The 22,587-nt window shown below is 71.7% G+C and carries 19 protein-coding genes; 10 read left to right on the forward strand and 9 right to left on the reverse strand.

Features of this window, described 5'->3' with window-relative positions; genetic code table 11:
• Window positions 1-189 precede the first annotated feature (189 nt).
• From DSC45_RS17155 to DSC45_RS17165, 3 genes are all read right to left on the reverse strand, one after another.
• Window positions 190-1,149 (reverse strand): sugar phosphate isomerase/epimerase family protein, encoded by a 960-nt coding sequence (locus DSC45_RS17155; RefSeq protein WP_119291765.1) that lies wholly within the window; start codon window positions 1,147-1,149, stop codon window positions 190-192.
• Window positions 1,150-1,184: 35 nt separating this feature from the next.
• Complete coding sequence (locus DSC45_RS17160; RefSeq protein ID WP_119291767.1) at window positions 1,185-2,210, reverse strand: Gfo/Idh/MocA family protein; 1,026 nt, start codon at window positions 2,208-2,210, stop codon at window positions 1,185-1,187.
• Between the two features lie 505 nt (window positions 2,211-2,715).
• Complete coding sequence (locus tag DSC45_RS17165) at window positions 2,716-3,879, reverse strand: GntR family transcriptional regulator (protein ID WP_119291769.1); 1,164 nt, start codon at window positions 3,877-3,879, stop codon at window positions 2,716-2,718.
• Between the two features lie 124 nt (window positions 3,880-4,003).
• Between DSC45_RS17165 and DSC45_RS17170 the strand changes: the two genes are divergently transcribed.
• The 5 genes from DSC45_RS17170 (at window position 4,004) to DSC45_RS17190 (ending at window position 10,186) form a co-directional block, all read left to right on the forward strand.
• The gene (locus tag DSC45_RS17170; RefSeq protein WP_119291771.1) at window positions 4,004-5,038 is read left to right on the forward strand and encodes an NAD-dependent epimerase/dehydratase family protein; all 1,035 of its coding nucleotides are present in this window, start codon (window positions 4,004-4,006) and stop codon (window positions 5,036-5,038) included.
• Window positions 5,038-6,132, forward strand: a complete 1,095-nt coding sequence (locus tag DSC45_RS17175; protein ID WP_205571352.1) for a dihydrodipicolinate synthase family protein — start codon at window positions 5,038-5,040, stop codon at window positions 6,130-6,132. The genes DSC45_RS17170 and DSC45_RS17175 overlap by 1 nt, the downstream gene beginning before the upstream one ends.
• 57 nt (window positions 6,133-6,189) lie before the next feature.
• Window positions 6,190-7,155: a polysaccharide lyase gene (locus tag DSC45_RS17180; protein ID WP_119291773.1), complete on the forward strand. Its 966-nt coding sequence runs from the start codon at window positions 6,190-6,192 to the stop codon at window positions 7,153-7,155.
• A gap of 150 nt (window positions 7,156-7,305) precedes the next feature.
• Window positions 7,306-9,120, forward strand: a complete 1,815-nt coding sequence (locus tag DSC45_RS17185) for a family 20 glycosylhydrolase (protein ID WP_119291775.1) — start codon at window positions 7,306-7,308, stop codon at window positions 9,118-9,120.
• Window positions 9,121-9,172: 52 nt separating this feature from the next.
• Window positions 9,173-10,186, forward strand: coding sequence for an acyltransferase domain-containing protein (locus DSC45_RS17190; protein WP_119291777.1), 1,014 nt, complete (start codon window positions 9,173-9,175; stop codon window positions 10,184-10,186).
• A 5-nt stretch (window positions 10,187-10,191) separates the two neighbouring features.
• On the opposite strand, the gene DSC45_RS17195 is transcribed toward DSC45_RS17190, so the two are convergent.
• The 3 genes from DSC45_RS17195 to DSC45_RS17205 form a co-directional block, all read right to left on the reverse strand.
• Entirely contained in the window at window positions 10,192-10,677 is a 486-nt protein-coding gene (locus DSC45_RS17195; RefSeq protein ID WP_119291778.1) for a hypothetical protein, read from the reverse strand.
• 298 nt (window positions 10,678-10,975) lie between these two features.
• Window positions 10,976-11,359, reverse strand: a complete 384-nt coding sequence (locus DSC45_RS17200; protein ID WP_240434676.1) for a recombinase family protein — start codon at window positions 11,357-11,359, stop codon at window positions 10,976-10,978.
• 111 nt (window positions 11,360-11,470) lie between these two features.
• Entirely contained in the window at window positions 11,471-11,875 is a 405-nt protein-coding gene (locus DSC45_RS17205; protein ID WP_240434677.1) for an ATP-binding protein, read from the reverse strand.
• A gap of 371 nt (window positions 11,876-12,246) precedes the next feature.
• On the opposite strand from DSC45_RS17205, the gene DSC45_RS17210 reads away from it, so the two are divergent.
• From DSC45_RS17210 to DSC45_RS17225, 4 genes are all read left to right on the forward strand, one after another.
• Window positions 12,247-13,113: a helix-turn-helix domain-containing protein gene (locus DSC45_RS17210; RefSeq protein ID WP_119291780.1), complete on the forward strand. Its 867-nt coding sequence runs from the start codon at window positions 12,247-12,249 to the stop codon at window positions 13,111-13,113.
• A complete protein-coding gene (locus tag DSC45_RS17215) occupies window positions 13,110-13,361 on the forward strand; it encodes a DUF397 domain-containing protein (protein WP_119291782.1) in 252 nt (83 codons plus the stop codon). The genes DSC45_RS17210 and DSC45_RS17215 overlap by 4 nt, the downstream gene beginning before the upstream one ends.
• Before the next feature lie 87 nt (window positions 13,362-13,448).
• Window positions 13,449-14,255, forward strand: coding sequence for an SAM-dependent methyltransferase (locus DSC45_RS17220; protein WP_119291784.1), 807 nt, complete (start codon window positions 13,449-13,451; stop codon window positions 14,253-14,255).
• Window positions 14,256-14,519: 264 nt separating this feature from the next.
• Window positions 14,520-15,338 carry an NAD(P)-binding domain-containing protein gene (locus tag DSC45_RS17225; protein WP_119291786.1) on the forward strand — a complete coding sequence of 273 codons (819 nt, stop codon included), beginning with the start codon at window positions 14,520-14,522 and terminating at the stop codon, window positions 15,336-15,338.
• 90 nt (window positions 15,339-15,428) lie between these two features.
• Here DSC45_RS17225 and DSC45_RS17230 read toward each other — a convergent pair whose 3' ends face one another.
• The gene (locus DSC45_RS17230; protein WP_119291788.1) at window positions 15,429-16,646 is read right to left on the reverse strand and encodes a GNAT family N-acetyltransferase; all 1,218 of its coding nucleotides are present in this window, start codon (window positions 16,644-16,646) and stop codon (window positions 15,429-15,431) included.
• Between the two features lie 67 nt (window positions 16,647-16,713).
• Here DSC45_RS17230 and DSC45_RS36820 point away from each other — a divergent pair, with 67 nt between their 5' ends.
• Window positions 16,714-19,449: an ATP-binding protein gene (locus DSC45_RS36820; protein ID WP_162929252.1), complete on the forward strand. Its 2,736-nt coding sequence runs from the start codon at window positions 16,714-16,716 to the stop codon at window positions 19,447-19,449.
• Between the two features lie 81 nt (window positions 19,450-19,530).
• Here DSC45_RS36820 and DSC45_RS17240 read toward each other — a convergent pair whose 3' ends face one another.
• Both DSC45_RS17240 and dacB read right to left on the reverse strand, forming a co-directional pair.
• Window positions 19,531-20,556 (reverse strand): hypothetical protein, encoded by a 1,026-nt coding sequence (locus DSC45_RS17240; protein ID WP_240434678.1) that lies wholly within the window; start codon window positions 20,554-20,556, stop codon window positions 19,531-19,533.
• A 348-nt stretch (window positions 20,557-20,904) separates the two neighbouring features.
• Window positions 20,905-22,257: a D-alanyl-D-alanine carboxypeptidase/D-alanyl-D-alanine endopeptidase gene (dacB, locus tag DSC45_RS17245; protein ID WP_119291791.1), complete on the reverse strand. Its 1,353-nt coding sequence runs from the start codon at window positions 22,255-22,257 to the stop codon at window positions 20,905-20,907.
• Window positions 22,258-22,587: the final 330 nt, after the last annotated feature.

Consider the following 22,587-nt stretch of genomic DNA (forward strand, 5'->3'; position numbering starts at 1 on the left):
GGGACGGTCGGGAATCTCAAGGACGGTCGGGAATCTCAAGGGCGAAAGGGGGACTCTCGTAGGGAAGTTCGGGACCTGGGGGGGTGTGTTCGCTGCCCTACGGGGCGAGTTGGGGACTCGGGACTTCGGGAGGTGAGTTCGCTGCTCTCGGGGCCGAGTTGGGTATCTCGCGGGCGAGTTCGGCGAATCTCAGGGACCGGCTGTCGGGCCGGTCGGACGGGTGGGGCTGGACGGGTGCGTCGGGGTGATCGGGTCGCCCGGACCGGTGGGATCTGCCGGTCGGCCGGCGGCCGTGGTGGGACCGGCGCCCGCGGGGGACGACCCAGTGCGCGGGGTGTCCGCGGGTGGCTCGAGGCCGTCGAGTACCTGGTGGAAGGCGGCGAGCGCCCGATCGAGCGGGGCCGCCTCGGGGTACCAGGCGCGCTCCCACTCCAGGCTGATCCAGCCCTCGTAGCCGAGCCGGTGGAGGTGCCCGACCACGTCGGCCAGCGGGAGCACACCCTGGCCGGGCAGCACGGGACGCAGGTCGGTGGGTGCCCCGACATCCTTGAGCTGTACGTGCCGGAGCCACGGGGCGAGCAGGGCGGCCGTGCGCTCCGGGGCCTCCCCCGCGCGCCACGGGTTGACCGCGTCCCAGACCGCGCCGGCCTCAGGCGCGCCGACGGCCTCGAGGACGTCGGCGATCTGTGCGCCGGTGAGGAACTCGTCGTGGGTCTCCAGGAGTACGTCCACACCGAGCTGCCCGGCCAGTCCGGTGACCGAGGCCAGGGCCCGGATCGCACGGTCGCGCCGGCCGTCCGGCCGGTCTGCGCCGCCGCCGAAGACGCGGACGGCGGGGGCACCGAGCCCGGCGGCGAGGCGCAGGTGCTCGGCCAGGTTCTCGGTCACGTCCGTGCGGTCGGCGGCCACCTGGACGTAGGAGGCCAGGCAGACGAGGTGCAGGCCCGCCGCGGCCAGGCCGGTGCGGAGTGCGTCGACCTCTCCGTCCGGCATTCCCGGGTAGGCCAACTGCCCTGGTGCACAACGGAGCTCGACGCCAGAGGTGGGGCCGGCCCCGGCGAGGCGGGTCACCTCGTCGAGATCCGCTCCGGGGCAGCCGAGGGTGCTGAACGCGCGGGGGTTCGTGGGGCGGCTGACGGGGTGCTTCATACGGTCACCCCGTCCGTGACCAGGTTGGGGGTGATTCATACGGTCACCCCGTCCGTGACCAGGTCGATCCGGGCGCCTCCGGCAGCCGCCGACTCGTACACGGCCAGCGCGGCGGCGACCACCGACCGGCCGTAGTCGGCGCCCACGTGATGCGCGCCGGGCTCACCGCGGACGGCAGCGACGAAACCGTCCAACTGAGCTCGCAATGCGTGCTGTTGGCGGTCGGGGTCGGCACCGCGCAGGCGGGTGGAGGTGCCGCCGCGGAGCAGGAAGAGGCCTTCGGTCCCGGACACCCGCAGGGTGGCCGAGTCCATCACCACCTCGGTCTCGTCGTAGTAGGGAGCGCCGCGGCTGATCAGGGAGACGGATGCGCTGGTGCCGTCGGCGAGTTCGAGCAGGGCGAGCGCGTCGGTCTCGATCTGGAGGCCCTCGCGGCCGTGCACGACGCCGGTGACGCGGCGGACCGGTGATCCGGTGAACCACTGGATGCGGTCGAGTCCGTGGGTGCCGACGTTGAGGACGATGCCGCCGCCGGCCAGCTCCCGGTCGAAGAACCAGGACGGTCGCGAGCCCGGGTCGTAGTGGGCGGAACGGCGGTGGGTGACGAGCACCGGGCGGCCGTACTCACCCGAGGCGACGATCCGCCGGGCCTCCTCGGCCACCGGGTCGAAGTGGACCACGTGCGCGACGGCGAGCAGAGTGCCGGCCTTCGCGCAGGCGTCGATCATCCTGGTGCAGTCCTCGACGGTGGTCGCCATCGGCTTCTCCACCAGGACGTGCAGACCGGCTTCGGCGGCCTCCGTGACCATGGCGGTGTGCAGTGCGTGCGGGGCCGCCACGACCACCGCGTCCAGCTGCACTTTCGCGAACATCGCGCGGTGGTCGGCGAAGACGGGCAGCCCGGCGGGTGCCAGCTTGCGGGCCGCGGAGCTCCGGGGGTCGCAGATCGCGGCGATCTCGTAGTCGTCCGCGTCCGCTGCCGCCCGGATGTGGGCGGCGCCGACGCTCCCCGCGCCGATCAGGCCGATGCGGAACCGGCGGTTGACCGGGGCGCTGCTCATGCATGTCTCCTGTCGAAGAGGTACGGGTCGGTGCGGGCCGACCGAAGAAGTGCGGGCCGGTGCAGCCGCCCGAGGATGTGCGGGCCGGCGGGGCGCCGACCGAGAAGTGGGGGCCGGTGCAGAGTCGACCGGGGATGTGCGGGCCGGTGCAGGGCCGGCCGGGGAGTGCCGATCGGCTGAAGGCCGAAGGGTGGAAGAGGTGCCGACCGGCGGGTGACCGGTCGAGGAGATGCCGATCGACGGGGCGCCGATCGGAGGGGGTGCGGTGCCGGCAGAGCGTCCGACAGAGGCGGAGGCGGTGCGCTGAGGGTGGTGGGGGCGATGGTGACGGAGACGGAGACGGAGACGGAGATTGCAGTCACCGGGCCGCCCCGTGGAACCGGTCGTCAAGGACCGTCGCGTAAAGCCGGGCTCTCACGCCGACCCGCCGGACCACCCGGACAGCCCGGACCACCCGGCCCGCCGGCCCGTCCGTTCAAGGCGGCCCACCCCATCGACCGCACCGTCAGACCCGAATCGCGGCCGTACGCGAGGACGAAGCCACTCCCCGTCCCGCGCCGCACGAGGCGCGGACCACGAGCCGGGGCTGGATCTCCACCCGATGGCTCGGCGCATCGCCGCCCGAGTCCAGGAGGCCCAGCAGGAGTTGCGCCGCCAGTGCGCCCACCTCGGACTTCGGCGGCGAGACCGCGGTGAGCGGCACGTCGCCGACCTCCGCGACCTCGTCGTCGTACGCCACGACCGCGAAGTCGCGTGGTACGGCGAGGCCTTGGCGCCGGGCCTCGACCACGAGGGCGGCCGCGTCCCGGTCGCCGTGGCAGAACACGGCGGTGACGCCCGCCTCGGCGCAGTGCCGGACGTACGCGGTGATCTCCGCGGCGCCCCACACCTCGCGGTGGGCGACCGCGCCGTCCACCACGTCGACGCCGAGCAGTGCCGCCGCGTCGTCGAACCCCCGCGCCACGTGCTCGGCGGTGCCGGTGCGCAGTCTGCCGAGGTGGCCGATGCGCCGGTGGCCGAGTCCGCGCAGGTGGCGCACCGCGAGACAGACGCCGCCCGCATGGTCGGTGCCCACCCACGAGGTCGGATCGTCCGGCTCCGGGGCCGGCGGCCGGCGCTCCACCAGGACGTACGGGAGCGGGAGTTCGCGCAGCCCGTCCACGTATCCCTGCGGGTCGCTCATCAGGTGCAGGTTCGGAACGAAGAGGAGTCCTTGCACGCCACTGTCGCGCATGGCCTGCAACTCGTCCTGTTCCACGTCGAGTTCGTATTTCGAGGAGGCGAGGACGACACCCACTCCGGCGTCCCGCAGAACACGCTGGATGCCCTCGACGACGCGCGGATAGTAGTACGTCGTCGACGGCACGAGTACGCCCACGAGCCGGCGGCCCGTCGGTGCGCTCTCCGGCTCCGCGGGCGGCGCGGGCTCCGGGGCGACGAAGGTGCCGGCGCCCTGACGTCGCTGGACGATGCCCTCGGCGACCAGTTGACCGACCGCACGCCGCAGAGTGTTGACGCTGACGGCGAGCGTGTCGGCGAGTTCCCGCTCGACGGGGAGCTGAGTTCCGGGGGCCCACAGGCCGTTCTCGACGTTCGCCCGCAGCCGCTTCGCGACGTGCAGGTATTTCGGGCCCTGAAGGAATGAATCCTTCTCCTCTGCCGATTTCATGCTTGGAGATTGCTGGAAACATGCCCTTGCGTCAACCGCTCGGCAATGATTTTCTGGCCGAAGTTGCAAGAAACTCAGGAATTCATTCTCTTTTATGGAATGAATTCGAGGCGTGGGAGAAGTGATGACGGAATTGCTGACCGGGCACGCCGATCTGCGAGCGGAACTCGCCCGGCCGGGACCCGGCCTGGTGACGGAGGCCCGTGACTGGCCGGGCGATGTGCTGGTACTCGGTGCGGGCGGCAAGACCGGCTCCGGGATCGCGGCCATGGCCCGTCGCGCGCTCGACGAGGCAGGCCGCACCGACACCCGGGTCCTCGCGGTGTCACGGTGGTCGGATGCCGCCGCGGGCGAGCAACTCGCCGCGCAGGGAGTCGAGATCGTCGCCGCGGACCTGTCGGATCCGGACGCCCTGAAGTCCCTCCCGGACGCCGGTGCGGTGATCCACCTGGTCGGCGCCAAGTTCGGCACGGCAGGCGCTCCCGAGCAGGCCTGGATGACGAACACCGTGCTGCCCGACCACGTCGCCCGCCGCTGGCCGCACGCCCCGATCGTCGCCCTGTCCACCGGCAATGTGTATGGGATGACGGCCCCGGTCACCGGCGGTTCCCGCGAGAGCGACGAGCCCCGGCCCGAGGGCGACTACGCCGTCACCTGTCTCGGCCGCGAGCGCGTCCTCACCCACGCCGCCCGCACCCGGGACACCCCGGTCGCCCTGATCCGGCTCAACTACGCGGTCGAGCCGCGCTACGGCGTGCTCGCCGACCTCGCCCGCACCCTGCTCGCCGGCCGCCCCGTCGCCCTGGACACCGGCGCCGTCAACGTCGTCTGGCAGCGCTACGCCAACGAGGTCGTCCTGCGCAGCATCGGACACGCGCGCAGCGGCTCTCCGTTCGTCCTGAACCTCACCGGCCCGGAGACGGCCGGCGTCCGGACCCTCGCGCTACGTCTGGCCGAACTCCTGGACGTAAAGGCCGAGTTCACCGGCGAGCCGCCCACCACCAGCTTGTTGAGCGACGCCACCGCCTGCCACGCACTGTTCGGCTATCCGGACCGCACCCTCGGCGACCTCGTCGAGCTGCAGGCGGCCTGGCTGCTCGCGGGCAACGAGACCTGGGACAAGCCGACCAAGTTCGACCGCAGGGACGGCCGCTTCTGATGCCCGCCACCCCTGGCTCGGTGAGCGCCCGTACAGCCGCGCCTCTCGCCCCCTCCACCTCCGAGCTCCTGCTGCGCGGCACCGTCATCCCCGCCCACCCCTTGGCCCTGCACCCCGACCGCACCCTGGACGAGAGGCGCCAACGCGCCCTGACGCGTTACTACTTGGCGGCCGGCGCCGGAGGCCTCGCCGTCGGCGTGCACACCACCCAGTTCGCGATACGGGACCACGGGCTGCTGCGCACCGTGCTCGAGCTCGCCGCGGACGAGGTGCACCGAGCCGTGGGCGACCGGCCGTTCGTCCGGATCGCCGGTGTCTGCGGCCCCGTGCAGCAGGCCGTGGCGGAGGCCCGTATCGCCCGCGAACTGGGCTACGACGCCGTCCTCGTCTCGCCCGCCGGTCTGCCCGACGCGGATCTGGACGCCCTCCTGGACCGCAGCGCCGCCGTCGGCGAGGTGCTGCCGGTGATCGGCTTCTATCTCCAAGAGGCCGTCGGCGGGCGGTACTTGCCCCGTTCGTACTGGCGACGGCTCGCCGACCAGGAGTCGACCGTCGCGGTCAAGGCCGCGCCGTTCGACCGGTACCGCACCCTGGAGCTCGTGCAGGGCGTCGCCGCCTCCGACCGTGGCGCCGAGGTGGCCCTGTACACCGGCAACGACGACGCCATCGTCACCGACCTGCTGACCCCCTACCACGTACGCGGACCCGCGGGCCCGACCGTGCGCCACTTCGCCGGCGGGCTGCTCGGGCACTGGGCGGTGTGGACCCGCTCCGCGGTCCGGCTGCTCGACGACGTCCACGCCGCCCGCGCCGGCGACGCGCATGCCCGGCAGCGCGCCGAGGCCCGGCTCGCCGGGGACACCGATGCGAACGCGGCCGTGTACGACGTGCGCGGCGGCTTCGCCGGCTGCATCGCCGGGGTGCATGAAGTGCTGCGCCGCCAGGGCCTGTTGGCCGGCACCTGGTGTCTGGACCCGGCGGAGGACCTCTCCCCCGGACAGGCCGAGGAGATCGCGCGCGTGGGCACCGGTCTCCCCTGGCTCCGAGAGGAGGACGCGTTCGTCACGAGCGGGCTGCCCCACTGGCTGCCGTGACGGCACTTGCCCGAACCGCCATCCCTCGCACCATCCCCACACAAGGAACGAGGAACGATGAGGACCAAGACGAAATCGCTGCTCCTGGGCGCCACCGCGACCGGCGTACTCGCCACGCTCACCCTGGCCCCACAGGCCACGGCCGAGCGCAGCGACGAGCCACCCTCCGCAGCCCAGGACGCGCCGCGTGCGTCCGCCGAGAAGCCGCGCGCCGCAGCACAGCAGAACGACTTCGAGCGCCCGGCCGCCGGCGGCCCGTACTCCATCGCCGACTGGGCCGAGGACGGCTGGAACCTGTCGCAGGACGTCGGCTCGCCGCAGGGCTGGGACACCCGCACCCGCGTGGACAGCGACACCCCGGCGCACAGTGGCGACAAATCGCTGCGTGTCTTCTACCCCGAGGGCCAGATCGATCCGGAGAACTCCGGCGCCCTCGCACCGTTCGACATCCCCAAGTCCGGTGAGTACTACCTGTCGTTCTGGGTGAAGTTCAGCGACGACTTCAGCTGGGGGACCACGCAGTACGCGGGCAAGGTCGGCATCGGGCTCGCCGGCGGCGACGCCTGTTCCGGCGGGCAGCCGTGCGACGGCACCAACGGTTTCACCTCACGCCCGATCTGGACCAAGAGCGACGGCAAGGCGGCCCTGTACTACTACAGCCTGGAGCACGAGGGCGAGTACGGGGACGACATCGTCCTGCAGAAGGACGGCGCCGACATCAACTGGCCCAAGGGCGAGTGGGTCAACGTCGTCCAGCGCCTCAAGGTCAACACCGTCTCCGGTGGTGAGGCCAACCCCGACGGTGAGATCGAGGTGTTCTACAACGGCGAGTCCGCGGCCAAGAAGACCGGACTGCGGTTCGTCACCAACGACGACCAGATCGACAAGGCGTACTTCTCCAGCTTCGCCGGCGGCGGCACCTCCGAGTTCGCCCCTGCCAACGACGGCTACATCTGGTACGACGACATCAAGGTGTCCACCTCACGGGACGACATCTGCGAACTGAACAACAGCTGCCCCTGACCGGACAGCGCCAACCGAGCCGACGGATCCCGACGCCACCGCCGAGGGCCCCGATCCGGCTGAGCACACCCACCCGGCCGGAGGTGCCGGGAGGCCACGACCCCGTGCGTCTCCCGGCACCACGGTCCACCCCGTAGACGGAGAACCGCCTTGCCCACCACCCCGTTCCCCGCCCCCCGATCCCTCGTCACCACCCCCGGCGGCGCCCCCGCCGACGCACCGGTGACGGCGAGCGTCAACTCCGCACTGCCCGCCCAGGGTTACCGCCTGCGCACCGGGCCGGACGGAGTGAGCGTCGAACACCGGGACCCGGCCGGTCTGCGCTACGCCCTGGCCGTCCTCGACCAGCTGCGCGCCTCCCCGGACTTCCACGAGGTCGGCTACGACATCAGCGACCACCCCGACTTCGAGCGCCGCGCCTTCATGCTCGACATCAGTCGCGACCGCGTGCCGACCCGCCGCACCCTGGCCCGCTGGGTGGAGATCCTCTCCCTCGCCCGCTTCAACCAGTTCGAGCTGTACACCGAGCACACCTACGCCTTCCGCGACCATCAGCAGGTCTGGCAGGACGCGTCCCCGCTCACCGCCGACGACCTGCATTGGCTCGACGCACACTGCGCCGCCGCCGGCATCGAACTGGTCGTGAACCAGAACACCTTCGGGCACATGGAGCGCTTCCTCGCCCACCCGGAGTACGCCCACCGCGCCGAGAACCCCGACGGTTTCGAGCGCGGCGGCGCCCACCGCCCGCCGAGCACGCTCGCCCCGACGGCGGACAACGCCGACTTCGCCCAGGGCCTGCTCACCGAGATCACCGCCCAGGTCCGCGCCCGGCGCCTGAACATCGGCGCCGACGAACCCTTCGAGCTCGGCACCGGCCGGTCCCGCGAGCGGGCCGCCCAAGTCGGCCTGGGCACCGTCTACTTCGACTACGTCTCCCGCGTACTGCAGCCCTGGCTCGACGCCGGGTACACGGTGCAGTTCTGGGCCGACGTCTTCACCCACCACCCCGAACTCCTCGACCAGGTGCCGGCCGGCGCGATCCCGGTCATCTGGCAGTACGACGCACCGCAGCACGCCGCGGACGTGGTGGCCGCCGACAGTGCCGAGGCCGCCGCCTGGAAGCAGCGCGGCGCCGACCTGGACCGCCTGCAGGAGGGGTTCGCCGCCGACTGCCGGCTCGTCGGCGACGCCGGTGTCACACACTGGGTGGCCCCCGGCGCCGGCAACTGGAACAGCGTCATCGGCCGCCTCGACAACGCCGTGGAGAACATCCTCGACGCCGCCGAAGCGGGGCTGGCCCATGGCGCGTCGGGCTGTCTGCTGACCTCCTGGGGCGACAACGGCATGTGGGACGCGCCGTCGGTCGCCTTCGGCCCGGCCGTGTTCGGCGGTGCGGTGAGCTGGTGCCTGGAGGCCAATCGGGGCCTCGACCTCGGATCCGTGCTCGACGAGCACGTCCTGCTCGATCCTGCGGGCCTTGCGGGCCGTGCGCTCGAGCAACTCGGCGGCGTGTACCGGCTGTTCGGCGTGCCGCTCCTGAACGGCTCCCCCATCGCGCGGGCCCTGTTCCCCGACCCCTCGCTGCCGCTGCCCGAGCTGCCGTCGGCCGCCGCGCTGGACACGGCCGCGGACGCGCTCGCCCGCTGCCGCCGCGATCTCGCCGCGTGCGAGCCCGCGGCATCCGACGGTGACGTAGCCGTACGCGAACTGCGGCACGGGATCGACCTGTCGGAGTTCGCGGTCGACGTGCTGCGGGCACGGGTGGCGGCCGGGAACGGGTCCGACCCGGGCGCGGACGCGATCGACGCCGGCACCGCCCGCGGACTGCTGCGCCGCCTCGACCCGATCCTCGCCGAACAGCGCGCCTGCTGGCTGCTGCGCTCACGCCCCGGCGGCCTCGAGGACAGCCTGCGCCGCATCGATCCGCTGCGGCACGAACTGCTGCGGGCGGCGGCACGGTGACGACCCGTACCCCACCGGTGGCTCACCTCCCGCTGATGACGGACGCACCCCGATGAGGCGCACACCCCCGACCCCGGACGTCGAGAAGTGGCTGGCCACGCTCGCCGGCCGAGACGCCACCGGAGACGGAACGGAACCGGGGCGGCACGGCGCAGCGCCGGAAGCCGTACCACCCGAAGAGGCCCTCGACCGCATGGAGTTGCTCGCCGTACCGGCCGGGGACCGCGATCCGGTCCTCGCGACCCTGCCCGACCCGGAGCGCTCGCCCGTCCTGTGGGAGGCCCTGAGCCACTGCCACCGCACCCTGTTCGACGCATCCGGACCCGCGCCGCGCGACACGGTCTGGCCCGACGCACCAGCCGAACTCGGAGCGTCGGGGCGCTACTTCTACGTCCACCTCTATCTGCTCGCTCTGCCGACAGCCCTGGCGGGCCAGCGCCGCCTCGGCGTCCCCGACCACACCGTCGCGGCCACGTTCGCCGACCTCGGCGCCAAGATGACCGCGTACCGCCTCGCGCACGGCACCGGCGGATTCGACCGGCAGCTGTGGGCGATGCGGCACTTCCGCGGCACGCTGCACCGCCTCGGGCGCCTGCAGTTCGAACGCACCACCCTGGACACGGCGCGGTCCGGCGGTCCGCCTCCCGGCCCCGACGGCCCCGCGCACGGCGAGCACGTCCTCGACCTCCACATCCCCGAGGACGGCCCGCTGTCCCCGGCCGACTGCGACGCCTCACTGCATGCCGCCCGCGCCTTCCACGCCCGGCACTTCCCCGGCACACCCCCGCCCCGGTTCGCCACCTGCAACTCCTGGCTCCTGGACAGCCAGCTCGCCACGTACCTGCCCCCGACGTCGAACATCCTGCACTTCCAGGAACGCTTCACCCGCTACGGCGACCTGCCCGTCGCCGACGACGACATCCTCCAGTTCGTCTTCCACACCCCGTCCGGCACCACCGACCTCGGCCACCTGCCGCAACGGACCACCCTGCAGCGCGCCGTCCTCACCCACCTGCACACCGGCCACCACTGGCACCGCGCCGCCGGCTGGACGCGGCTGCCGTGACCGGTTCAGATTCCGGCGTACCGCGGCACACGCCGGTCCGGCGGGAACAGCACCGCGAAGGAACACATCAGCATCAGCGGCACGCACAGCGCCCAGACCCACCACTGCGTCTCCCCCGTGATGAGCTGGATCACGGGGAAGTACGCCAGGCCCCCGAGCCCCATCCACGCGCCGAACCGCAGGCCGGGACTCTTCGCGAGGAGTGGCGCGGGAAGCAGCAGGCAGGCGAGGACCAGACCCGCTCCTGCCCAGCCCGGCGCCACCGTCAGCATCAGGGCACCGTCCTCCTGAGGCGTCACCTGACAGGTCGCGCCCCGCACCTCGAACCGCATCAGCTTGCCGCGCCAGGTCACCATCTCCGCCTGCGAGCCGTTCCGCGCGCGCTCGTAGCAGGAACCGCCGATGCCCTCGATCGTGTACTTCTTCTCCGCACCCGAAGCCCAGCGCAGCGTCACATTTCGCATCCCCACCGTCGAGGACTTCTCCAGCACGCGACCACTCGATGTCCGAAGACAGTCCTGCGGGCTGGGGGCATTCGCCGTCCGCTCAGGACACAACCGAGTTCGCTCGTACCGCACTCGCTCCTCGAACGGCCCCTGAGACCACTGGAACCCTCCCCACAGGAGCGCGGCACCCACGGCCAGCAGTATCAGCCTTCCGAGGCAACTCACGGCAGCCATCTGCCCGTCGGCGGCGGAGCTCACACGCTCACGGCCGGGCTGTCACGGCAACTCCAGCCGAATCACTGCGACTTGTGGCGTCCCGTTCCCGTCAGTCAGCTCGCCGGGATCAGCCCGCTTCAGCGCCCTTGGACGACAACGGCCCCCACGTGTACCGCACCCGCACGCCGTGGTCGTTGAGCCAGGCGGCCTCGCGGTGGCGGAGTTCGCGGGCGGACTCCGGCGCGATGGCGCTGGGCCAGCGGACCAGCACCGCGGCGACGTCGCCCGTCTGCGCCAGCTGCCGGACCCGCCGCCATCCGCTGCGCCGAGCCGGATCCGGCTCGCCGTAGGTGTCGGTGACGACCTCGGCGATCGTGAGGCCGCGCTCCTGGGCGAACGTCCGGCCTTCGGTCTGGGCGCACTGCGTGGCGGTGCCGGGCGCGCGTGGGGCGCGGTCGGCGCACACGTACAGCACGACGGGGGGAGAAGTGGTTTCACCGTGGGGGATCATGGGCGCCTTCGGTAGCCGGATCGAGGAGGAGGGGTTCCTCGCCGCGCGAAGGAGACGCGGCGGGGCCGTGCGGTCACTGCGGTCGGTGTCCTGAAATCGACGGCGGGACACTCAGGGGTAGGCGGCCAACTCGGCCCAGACGACCTTGCCTTCGGCCCGGGTCGAGCGCGCCGAGCCCCAGCCGTCCGCGAGTTGGGCTACGAGGAACAGGCCACGCCCACCCTCCTCGCCGGGTCCGGCGCGCTGCTCGGGCGGGTTGACCGGGGTGCGGTCGTCGTCGTGGAGCTCGATGCGCAGCCGCCGCTCGTCGTCGGTCAGCGTGAGTCCGCACAGGAAGTGGCCGCTGTCGGTGTGGAGTACCGCGTTCGTCGTCAGTTCGGAGACGAGGAGTACCGCGTCGCAGCAGGTGTCGCCCGGTACCTGCCAGGCACGGAGCCGGTCGCGCACGATGTCGCGGGCGGATCTCGCGCTGGTCCGCAGGGCGGGCAGGCCGAACCAGTACTCCCTGCGCGGCACGGGCCCGGCTAAGACAGGGGGCGGGGGCGGAGCTGAGGGCGTGGGCAGAGTCACGGGTGTCGCCTTCCAGTGCCTTCCGGGGAGCGGGCGCGATGCGGGCATGCGGGCTGCAACTCGAGCGGTGAGAGGCGCACGCCGAGGCAGGCGCCGTGCGGCGAGGTGCCGATGTCGGCATCAGCATCACGCGTCCCCTCCGGGCCGGATCCTGGGTCAGAGCTGTTACGTGACCGCTCATAAAGCAACTATGCGCGTGATCGCACTCACCCTGCAACCGACTCCCTGATAATTTCAGCAAGCCGGGTATCACTATGGCGTCAACATCAAGTCACTGTCAGAATGGCGATGTTGATGGCCCCTCAGGAGGTTTGGGCGTGAGTGAAGCCCGTTCCAGCACGAGCGCGCCGACGGTCCTGCGGATGATCCTGGGCCGCCGGCTCCAGGACATGCGCCTGGGCGCCGGTGTCTCACTGGAGGACGCGGCGAGGGCCCTGCGGGTCAAGACCCTGACGATCCGCCGGCTCGAGAAGGCCGAAGTCGCCCTGAAGCCTCTCTATGTGGAGAAGCTCCTGGAGACCTTCGGAGCGGACCGGCAGGAGATCGACGAGTTCGTCGACCTGGCCGAGCATGCCAACAAGCCCGGCTGGTGGCACTCGTACCGCGACGCGGTCCCCAGCTGGTTCACCGCCTACGTCAGCCTCGAATCCGGCGCCCAGACCCTGCGTACCTATGAACCCCAGTACGTCACCGGTCTCCTGCAGACGCACGACTACGCCCACGCCGTACTGCGCGGCGGCCTGCCGAACGGCAGCGAGGAGGAGCTGGAGCGCCGCGTCGAACTGCGGATGCACCGCCGGAGCCTGCTGGAGCGGCCGGACGCCCCCACACTGTGGGTGGTCATGGAGGAAGCCGTCCTGCACCGGGCGGTGGGCAGTGCGCAGGTGATGCGCGAGCAGATCGAGCGGCTCCTGGAGGTCTCCGAACTCGCGCACATCAGCCTCGACATCGTGCCGTTCGCCGCGGGTGCGCACGTCGGGGCGTGTGCCCCGTTCACGTACTTCCGGTTCGAGGAACCCGAGTTGCCCGACATCGTCTACAGCGAACTCCTGTCCGCCTCCGTCTATCTGGACCAGCGCGCGGATGTCGTCGCCCATCTCGAGGCGCACACCCGCATGGCGCTGCTCACGTCGTCCGATGACAGCAGGGCGCTCTTGAACCGGATGCGCAAGGAGTACTCATGACGATCACCGACGAGGGCGTCTACAACGGTATGCCCGCGCGTGACCTGGGGGAACAGGGCTGGGAGCGCCCCTGGAGCGGGCCGAACGGCGGCCAGTGCGTCGAGACGAAACTCCTCGCGGACGGCCGTGTGGCCGTACGGCAGTCGACCGACCCGGCCGGCCCGGCGCTGATCTACCAGCCGGAGGAGATCGCCGCGTTCGTCCGCGGAGTCAAAGAAGGCCTGGCCGATCATCTGGCCGCCGGATGAACCGGCACGGTACACAAGGAGCGACGACACCGGTCCCGTTCCCGGCCCCCGGGCCGAACGACATGACACAGAGGTGAAGGGGAGAACATGACCACCAGGCAGGCTGGCCGGGATCTCGACACGAGCAAGGCGCACTCGGCCCGGATGTACGACTACTTCCTCGGCGGCAAGGACCACTTCGAGATCGACAAGGAAGCAGCCCTGGTCGCCGCCAAGGCCCACCCCGGCCTCTACGTGACCGCCCGCGAGAACCGGGCGTTCATGCACCGGGCGACTCGTGCGCTGGCGCAGGAGCACGGCATCCGCCAGTGGCTCGACATCGGCACCGGCATCCCGACCGAGCCGAATCTGCACCAGGTCGCCCAGTCCGTGGTGCCCGAGGCCCGCGTCGTGTACGCCGACAACGACCCGCTGGTCCTCAAGTACGCCGAGCGCCTGATGCGCAGCACGTCGCAGGGACGCACGGCCTATGTCGAGGCCAGCGTCACCGACCCCGAGGCGCTGATGAACGAGGTGGAGGCCGCGGAGGTCCTGGACTTCGACCAGCCGATCGCGCTGTCCCTCAACGCGCTCATGCACTTCGTCACCGACCCGAACGACCCGTACCGCATCGTCGCCCGGCTCCTCGAAGCGCTCCCGGCGGGCAGCGCCCTCGCGATGACCCACTGCACGCCGGACTTCGACCCCGAGACGTGGAACGCGGTCGCGGAGGCGTACACCAACTCCGGTTCCCCGGTGCAGTTCCGCAAGCACGACGACGTCCTGCGCTTCTTCGACGGTCTCGACCTGATCGAACCCGGCATCATCTGCTGCCACCGCTGGCGCAACACCGAGGGGACGAACCTCGCGGACGCTCAGATCAGCCTGTGGGCGGGCGTGGCCATCAAGCGCTGAACGACGTCCCACGACATCCGCCGGCGTCCGTGGCTCCACCGCGGACGTTCCGCACGTCTGAACACGGCGCGTCTTACGCCGCGCGTCTGACACCGCGCGTCTTACGCCGCACCTCTGCGGTGTGCTGCCCGACTCCCGTGCCCCGACTCCCGTGCCCCGACTCCCCTGCCCCAACTCCCCTGTCCCGCCTCGCCCGGCCGTGCCCCGCCCTAAGCTGCGCAGGACGACGACAGACGGTCACCGCACCCCGGGGAGAACGGCAGCATGCAACGCATCGGCATCATCGGAGTGGGCGAGATCGGCCGCGCCCTCGTGGAGGGCCTGCGCGCCGCGGACGGCCCGGCGCCGGCTGTGTTCCTCTCCCCGCGCGGCGCCCGTACCGCCGCCGAACTGTCCGGGCGTCACGACGGCATCGAAGTCTGCGGTGACAACCAACAGGTCGTGGACAAGGCCGAGTTGGTGATCATCGCCGTACGCCGCCAGGACCGGCACGAAGCGCTGGACGGACTGCGCGTGGACCCGGGCAAGGTCGTGGTCAACGTCATGGCCGGGGTCGCGAACGACGACCTGCGCGGCATCCTCGCCACCGAGGCCCCACTCGTGCGCGCCATCCCCCTGCCTTCCGTACGCGAGCGCCGCTCCGTCACGGTGACGTGCCCCGCGCACCCGGCCGTCGACGCCTTCTTCGAGCAGCTCGGCGGCGCGCTGCCGGTCCCGGACGAGGCGGCGTTCGACGTCTTCTCGGCCCTGACAGGGACCCTGACCGCCCACTACGCCTACCTCACCGCCCTCACCTCGTGGGCCGTCGAGCACGACATCCCCGCCGCCGACGCGGAGCGCTACATCCGCGGGCTCTTCCAAGCCGTGGGCCGCGCCCTGGGCGACGAGACCCGCACCCTCCACCAACTCGCCTCCGACCACGAAACCCCCGCGGGCAACAACGAGCGCATCCGCACCACCTGGTTCGACGAGGCCAACACCACGGCTCTGCACACCGCCCTGGACCACCTCCTCGACAACCTCCGCCACTCACCCGGGAGCACGGGCCGCCACCCCGGACCCGACGGGTCGAGCCCCGCCTGACCTGACCTGCCCTCATCTCCGTCCCCGCCCGCGCCTCCGCCTACGCCTCCGCCCACTGCCGTACTGCGGACAGCAGTGCCCGTGCCGCCGTCAGAAGGCGGGAAAGGCCGCGCCCGAAGGGTGGAACGGGGCGCGCTCGCCGCGAAAGGCGAGTGAGGCGGCGGTGGCCGCGCCCGGCCGCAGTTCCTCGACGCGCCCCGCGGCCGCCAGCGACGACAGGGTGGTGCCGCCCAGATACGCCGCGCCCAGTTCCGCCGAGGTCACGCGCAGGTCGGCCGGGGCCCGGGTGCGTTCGCAGCTGACGAAGTCGCCGTCGGCGGACAGGCGGTGACGTCCGGCGTTCCAGGGGCAGAAGGTGTCCTGAACCTCCAGGACCAGATCGAGCGGAGTCGCGTAGCGGCGGGCCGTCAGCGCCCGGTCGACGTCCACCAGGCGCACCCACAGATTGTCGGTCACGGTGGTGCGAGCCGCGCGCGGATCGGCGAGCAGGTGGTTCAACGGCTCGTCCACGGCGCCGTCGTACGCGAGGCCCCGGTGGGCGTCGAGGTCGATCAGGAAGCTCCACAGGGCGGCGTACGACGGCCTGGAGGCGGCCGCGACCTCGATGATCCGCACCGACCCCGGCTCGGAGCGATAGACGGCATAGCCGGTGGCCTCTCCTCCTCGCTCCAGATGGACGGCGAACCGCAGCGCCGTACCTCCGTCGCGCTCGCCTTCGGCAAGCCGCGCCTCCCAGAACTTCTCGGTGCGGTCGACCCAGCCGACCGCGGTGCCCCGCACGCACTCGTAGACTTTCTCGAGAAGGGGCCTGGCGTCCTCCCGGCCGAGCAGGCGGACCGTCCCGTCGCCGAGGTCGGTCCCGGGACGCAGCGCCATGAACCGCTTGTCGCCCCGGATCTCGGCCACGTGGCTGGCGACGCCGTACCCGAAACGGCCGTAGATCGTGGCTTCGGCGGCGTTCAGGGCGGCGACCGGCTCTCGGCCGGCGTCGTGCAGGTCGGTGAGCTGCTTGCGCATCATCGCGGTGAGGATGCCGCGGCGCCGGTGGGTGGGCAGGACCGCGACCAGGGTCACGCCGGCGACGGGTGCGACCCCGCCGGGGACCGTCATGACGCGGCCGTAGACCGACGCGCCGCCGACGATCTCGCGACCGTCGTAGGCGGCGATCGTGCGATCGGGTTCAAGTGAGCGGGCGGCGTTGCGCAGTCCGCCCGGCTGCCAGTCCTGGCCGTAGGTCGTGGTGACCATGCGGGCCCATGGGTCGAGCTCGTGGGCGGCGATGGTCCGCAAGGGGTAGGTCGTCGTCATGCTGCGAGCGTCGCCGGATAAACAGGCACGGCGCATCGAGCGATCTCCGTATTTATATGCTGGCGCGGTGGTGGCGCAGCGCGTGGTCAGTCCGGTGTTCGTCGGCCGGGACGAGGAGTTGTCGGCGCTCACGGCGGCTCTGGGCACCGCCGTCGAGGAGGGGCCGGCGGTGGTGCTGGTGGCCGGGGAGGCCGGGATCGGCAAGTCGCGGCTGCTCGCCGAATTCACGCGGTCGCTCGACCCGGGCGTGCGCGTGGTCGGTGGCGCCTGCACGGAGCTGGGTCGCGACGGTATGCCGTACGCGCCGATCGTGACGGTGCTGCGGGCGCTGATCCGGGTCGACGGCGTGACGCCCGGCCCCTACCGTCGGCTGGCCCGTTGGTTCCCCGAACTCGGCGAGAGCGAGGACGACTCCGCGGGCGGCAAGCACCAGTTGTACGAGGAGGTGCTGACGCTGACCGAACGCGTCGCCGCCGGCCGGCCGCTCGTCATCACGATCGAGGACCTGCACTGGGCGGACGCCGCCACCTGCGAGCTGCTCGGCTTCCTGGCCAGGAACCTCACTCGCCCCGGTGTGCTCCTGATGGTCACCTACCGCCCTCCCGAGGCCGGACCGCTCCTCTCCGAGCTCACCCGCCGACCGCGCACCACCCGGCTGCGCCTCGACCGGCTCGGCGCCCGCGACGTGGGCCGCCAGTTGGCAGCCATTCTCGGCACCGAACCGGAGCCCGCATCCGTCGGCCGCGTCCATGAACGCAGCGACGGCAACCCGCTGTTCGTCGAGGCACTCGCCCGCGCCGGCGAGCAAACCCCTGACGGCGCGCGCGACCTGCTCCTCGACGGCCCGAGGTCACTGCGGGGCGCGGCGTACGACCTGCTGCGCCTCGCCTCCGTGGCGGGCGGCCACCTCGCCCACCGCCTGCTGGCCGCGGTGGCCGGGCGGGACGGGTCCGATCTCGACGCCCTGCTGCGTGAACTGGTCGACCGCAGCCTGCTGGTCACCGCCGACGACGGCTACACGTTCCGCCACGCCCTCATCCGGGACGCGGTGTACGAGGATCTGCTGCCCGGCGAGCGTGCCCGCCTGCACGGGCGCTACGCCGAGGCCCTGCGTGACCGCGACGCCCCGGCGGAACTCGCCGCGCACGCCCTCGCCGCCGGTGACCGCGGCCTCGCCCTGTCGGCCGCGTACGCGGCAGCCGGCCGGGCACGCAGGTCCTACGCCTACGCCGAGCAGGTCCGCCTGCTCGGCATGGTCCTCGACCTGTGGGATCCCGACGTACACCTCGGCGCCGACCGGATCGGCGTACTGACGGAGATCGCCGAGGCGTGCATGCTCAGCGGCGACTACGCCCGCGGCGTCGAGCACGCCGGCGCCGGGCTTGCGACGGTGGACGAGCGGCACGAACCCGAGCGGGCCGCGCTGCTCCTCGAGCACCGGGGGCGGCTGCAGCACCGGTTGAACGCCACCGGTGTCTCCGACTGGGAACACGCCCTCGAGCTCCTGCCGCCCGGCAGCCCGCAACGGGGCCGGCTGCTCGGCGTACTGGCGATGGGCCTGCTGCCCGAGGTGGACCGGGCCCGCGCGTCGTTCGAGGAGGCGCTGACCATCGGCCGGGCCACCGGCGACGCGACGGTCACCGTCCGCGGACTGCTGGGCGTCGGCTCCATGACCGACGACCTCGGGATGCTGACCGAGGCGCGCACGCTCGCCGAACGGCTCGACAGCAACGACCTGCTCATGACCGTGCCCATGTACGAGGCCACGTTGCACACCAGGGCGGGCGACCACCGTCGCGCCGTCGAGGTCGCCGGCGACGGGATCCGCCTCGCCCGTCGCTACGGCCTCGGCCGCAGCCGTGGGGCCGAGCTCGCCCGCTACGCGGGACGCGGCCTGATCCTGGCCGGGCGGTGGGACGAGGCGACCGCCGTACTGGAAGAGAGCCTCCGCACGGACCCACCACCGCAGTCGCGGCGGGGTCTACGCATCCTCCTCGGCCAACTGTCGCTCATGCGCGGCGACTTGGCCGCCGCAGCCGAGGCCGCGGCAGCCGTGGAGCACGCCGACAGCGGAAGCCTGTTCGCCCGCCACCAGCTGCTGTGCCTGCTCGCCGTCGCCCAGGGGGATCAGGAACGGGCCGACCTGCTCCTGGACCGCGCGCTGACCGACCCGGCTCTCACTCGCATCTACAGCAGCGACGCACGGCCGGTCCTGGTCGCCGGCGCCCTGGCGCAGCGGGCCCGGCTGTCCGCACGCGCCGACGGGGAGCTACGGGAGCGGGTCGCTGCCCGCCGGGCCCGAATCGCCGCGGCCGACGCCGCACTCGGCGTCGACGGGACACTCGACCGGGCCTGGCGGACCATGCTCCGAGCGGTGATCGAGGACGACGGCTGGGATCACGCGGCGGACTCCTGGCGTCGGCTGCAGCAGCCGTACGAGCTGGCGCAGTGCCTGTTCCACGGCGCGCGCGCCCTGCTGACCGCGGGCGAGCGGCACGGCGCGACGGATCGCTTGACGGAGGCCGCGCGCTTGGCCGAGGACCTGCGCGCCGCGCCGCTCGCCCGGCAGATCACCCGGCTCCTGCGGCCGCGGCCCGCCCAGGACGGCCTCACGGACCGCGAGCACGACGTGCTCCGGTTGATCGCCGAGGGGCTGAGCAACCGGCAGATCGCCGCCCGACTGCACATCGCACCGAGCACGGCGGGCGTGCACGTCTCCCACATCCTGGCGAAGCTGGGTGCGGCGACCCGCGCGGAGGCCACGGCCATCGCCTTCCGCGAAGGGCTGACCGACACGCGTTGAGACGGCTCGCCGTGGACGGGCGGGAGGCGCTTCACCGGGGGCGGCCCGCTCTCGCTCGGGGAGCCGGGGCGCCTCGTGAACTCAGGCGAGCCGGGCCCGCAGCCGGGCGAGCACCACACCCACCGGAGCGAGCACCACGGGCAGGAGGACGAGGGCCACCGCGACCGGGGTGATGATCACCAGGACGCCGGTGACCCACACGTTGTCGTCGGTGGTGGCCAGCATGAGCAGTCCCGCCCAGTGCGCCACGTACCCACCGAGCCGCATCAGCACCGCCAGAGCGACGGCGACCACGGCCGCGGCGAGGAAGCAGATCCCGGTGGTGCGCAGCCGTGCCGTACGAGTCAGCACCCAGGAACGGCGCATCGCGGCCGTCGCCGAGCAGTCGTCCGCCACGCGCACGGCGGTGGCGGGGCCGAAGCGTGCGAGGACTACGAGGCCGAGCCCCCAGATCACCACCGGCAGGATCCGGCCCACCAGGATGAACTGCACGGTCGCGGGCTCATGGTACGTGGGCCATACGACCCCCGGCACCAACTCCATGTCGACGGCGGCCAGGACGAACAGGCCCGCGATCGCCGGGACGAGGGCGCACACCAGGCCGAGCAACTGGATACGGAAGGCGGCGCCCAGGTGCGGCCGGGAACCTCGCCACAGGGCGCGGAGGGTGAGCGTCGTGGGATCGGCGCCCGGGGCCGGGTCTGCGCCTGCCGTGTCGCGTTCCCGCGCGTGGGCGACGGTCACGGCCTGGGCCGTGAGCAGCCACGCGATCAGGGCCGCCGCGACCAGGAGCAGCAGCGGATACACGCCGAACGCGACCTTCACGAGGCCGTCCCACTGGTCCGCGTACGCGACGTAGGACTCCTCGTAGTCGATGGAACTCTCGGCGGACCGCCCGGCCTCCAGGAAGAGGCCCCACGACGCGACGAACCCACCGGCCACGATCCCGCCCCCGACGGCCGACGCCACCACGACCGCCGAAACGGCCGACCCGAACACGGGGCGCCACTCACGCCCGGCGATCCGCAACCCCTCCGCCACGACGGAACGGCGCTCCTCAGCGCCGGCCACCAGGGCGGCGCCGTCCGGATGACCTTCCACACTCACTGCAATGTCCCCATACGTACGTTCAGACGCTCGATCCCCGAACCGACGACAGTGCCACACCTCCCCGACCACCCCGCACAGCACATATCCGGCCCTTCACCGGCCTGCCCCTCGCGAACTTGCGGGGGGGGGAGCGGAGGAAGAACGGGACCCACACATGGCCACCCTTCTACCTTCGAGAAAGCGCGCAGAACGCGTGCAGAACACGTGCAGAACACCGGTGAAAACGACGCCTGCGCGCCTCCCGTGGGAGGCGCGCAGGCGGACTGTGCGAGTCGTTCGGGTCGTGCGGGCTATTCGGGCCATTCGGTCCATTCGGGCTATTCGAATCGCCCAAGGGCGGAAGGGTCAGGCCCAGCAGCCGTTGACCGTTGCGGCGAGGCCGTCCATGGCGTCCTTGATGTCGGCCGGGTCGGCGGTGGAGTCGTTCTCGATGAAGGAGAAGATCCGCCAGTCGCCGTCCTCGGTCCGGGTGACCCCGCTCAGGGCGACGGCCCCGGTGAGCGTGCCGGTCTTCGCCTGGACCTTGCCGACCGCGCACTCGGACTTGGGGTCGTCGAAGCGTCCCCACTCCGGCCCGAGGCTGGCGCCGGCCTCACCGGCGACGGGCAGGCCGTCGAGGACCGAGCTCAGCGCGGGCGACTCCGTGACCACGTCGAGGAGTTGAGCCAGCGTCTCGGCCGGAATCCGGTCGTCGCGGGAGAGGCCGCTCCCGTCGTGCAGGACGAAGTTGTCGAGCGAGATCCCGTACGAGCTCATGACCTGGCGTACGAGCGCGGTGCCGCTCTCGAAGGTGGCCGGCTGGCCCAACTGCACGGCGGACATCCGCAGCAGCGTCTCGGCGATGTTGTTGTCGCTGGTCTTGAGCATCGTCTTGACGATGCTCGACAGCGGCCCCGACGTGTGCTGGGCGACCGGTACGTCGGTCGGCTTCGCCGTCTTCCGGCTGACGTCGCCGTCCACGGTGATGCCCTGCGCGGCGAGCTTCTTCGCGAAGACGTTGCCCGCGTCGATGGACGTGTCGTCGACGGCGGCACCGTCCACGACGAGTGAACGCACCGGTGTGACCTCGGTGTTGTAGTAGTCCTCGGTCCAGCCCTCGGCGAGGCTCGGGTCGGCGAACAGGCTGTCGTCCACCCGGACCTTGACGTCGGTACGTCCCGCGGCCTTGAGCCCGTCGGCCGCGGACTTGGCCATCTCGGTCACGTCGTCGCTGGTGAGGGTCCGGTCACCGCCACCGACGAGGGTGAGGGTGCCGTCACCGTAGACGGCTCGCGTCGTGAACTTGTGGTTCTCGCCCAGCAACGTCAGCGCGGTGGTCGCCGTGGCGAGCTTGGCGTTGGAGGCCGGCATGAGAGTGCTGGATCCGTTGTGGTCCCAGAGCGTCTTGTCCGAGTCACCGTCCAGCACCACGCCACTGACGTTGGAGCCCAGGCGCGGATCGTCGATGCGCTCCTTGAGATCCTCGACGAGCTTGGCGTCCTCGGGGTCGACGTCATCGGCCGAAATCCCCTGCGCCGCCGCACTGCTGTCCGCCGCGAACGCCGAGGTCCCGGCCAACGTGGCGGACACCACCGGCACAGCCATCGCCAGCACAACGCCCCGCTGCACGCCGACACGTCTCGCCTTCGTCTTACGATGCCGCCGACGCCCGCCCGGGGCAAAGGAGTTGGTGCTGATTTCGCCTGAACTGTCAGTCATGGAAAGAAATCCAAGGGTCGATTACGTCACCGGCGAGGGTGGGATGGCGGGCAGATTATCAGCCGCCGAACAACACAGCGCGAAGATCCATGCCATGAACGCCAGTTGAGGCATCCACCTTGGGCGCGTGCCCTGCCTTGAGACACCACCACCACCAACCGGACATCCATGCGGTGATGTACGAACTCACCAGCTTCCAATTCGACTTAAGCCGGATGAAAGAGAGGCCGAGCGCAGAGCAACTCGTCGAGACGACTCCGACACCGCTGATCACTGCAACCGTACGACGTCCTCACCAGACGCCCCCGGATGCGTCGCCGAACTCCACCA

The organism is Streptomyces sp. YIM 130001, assembly GCF_003574445.1.
In the GTDB taxonomy this organism is placed as follows: Bacteria; Actinomycetota; Actinomycetes; order Streptomycetales; family Streptomycetaceae; genus Streptomyces.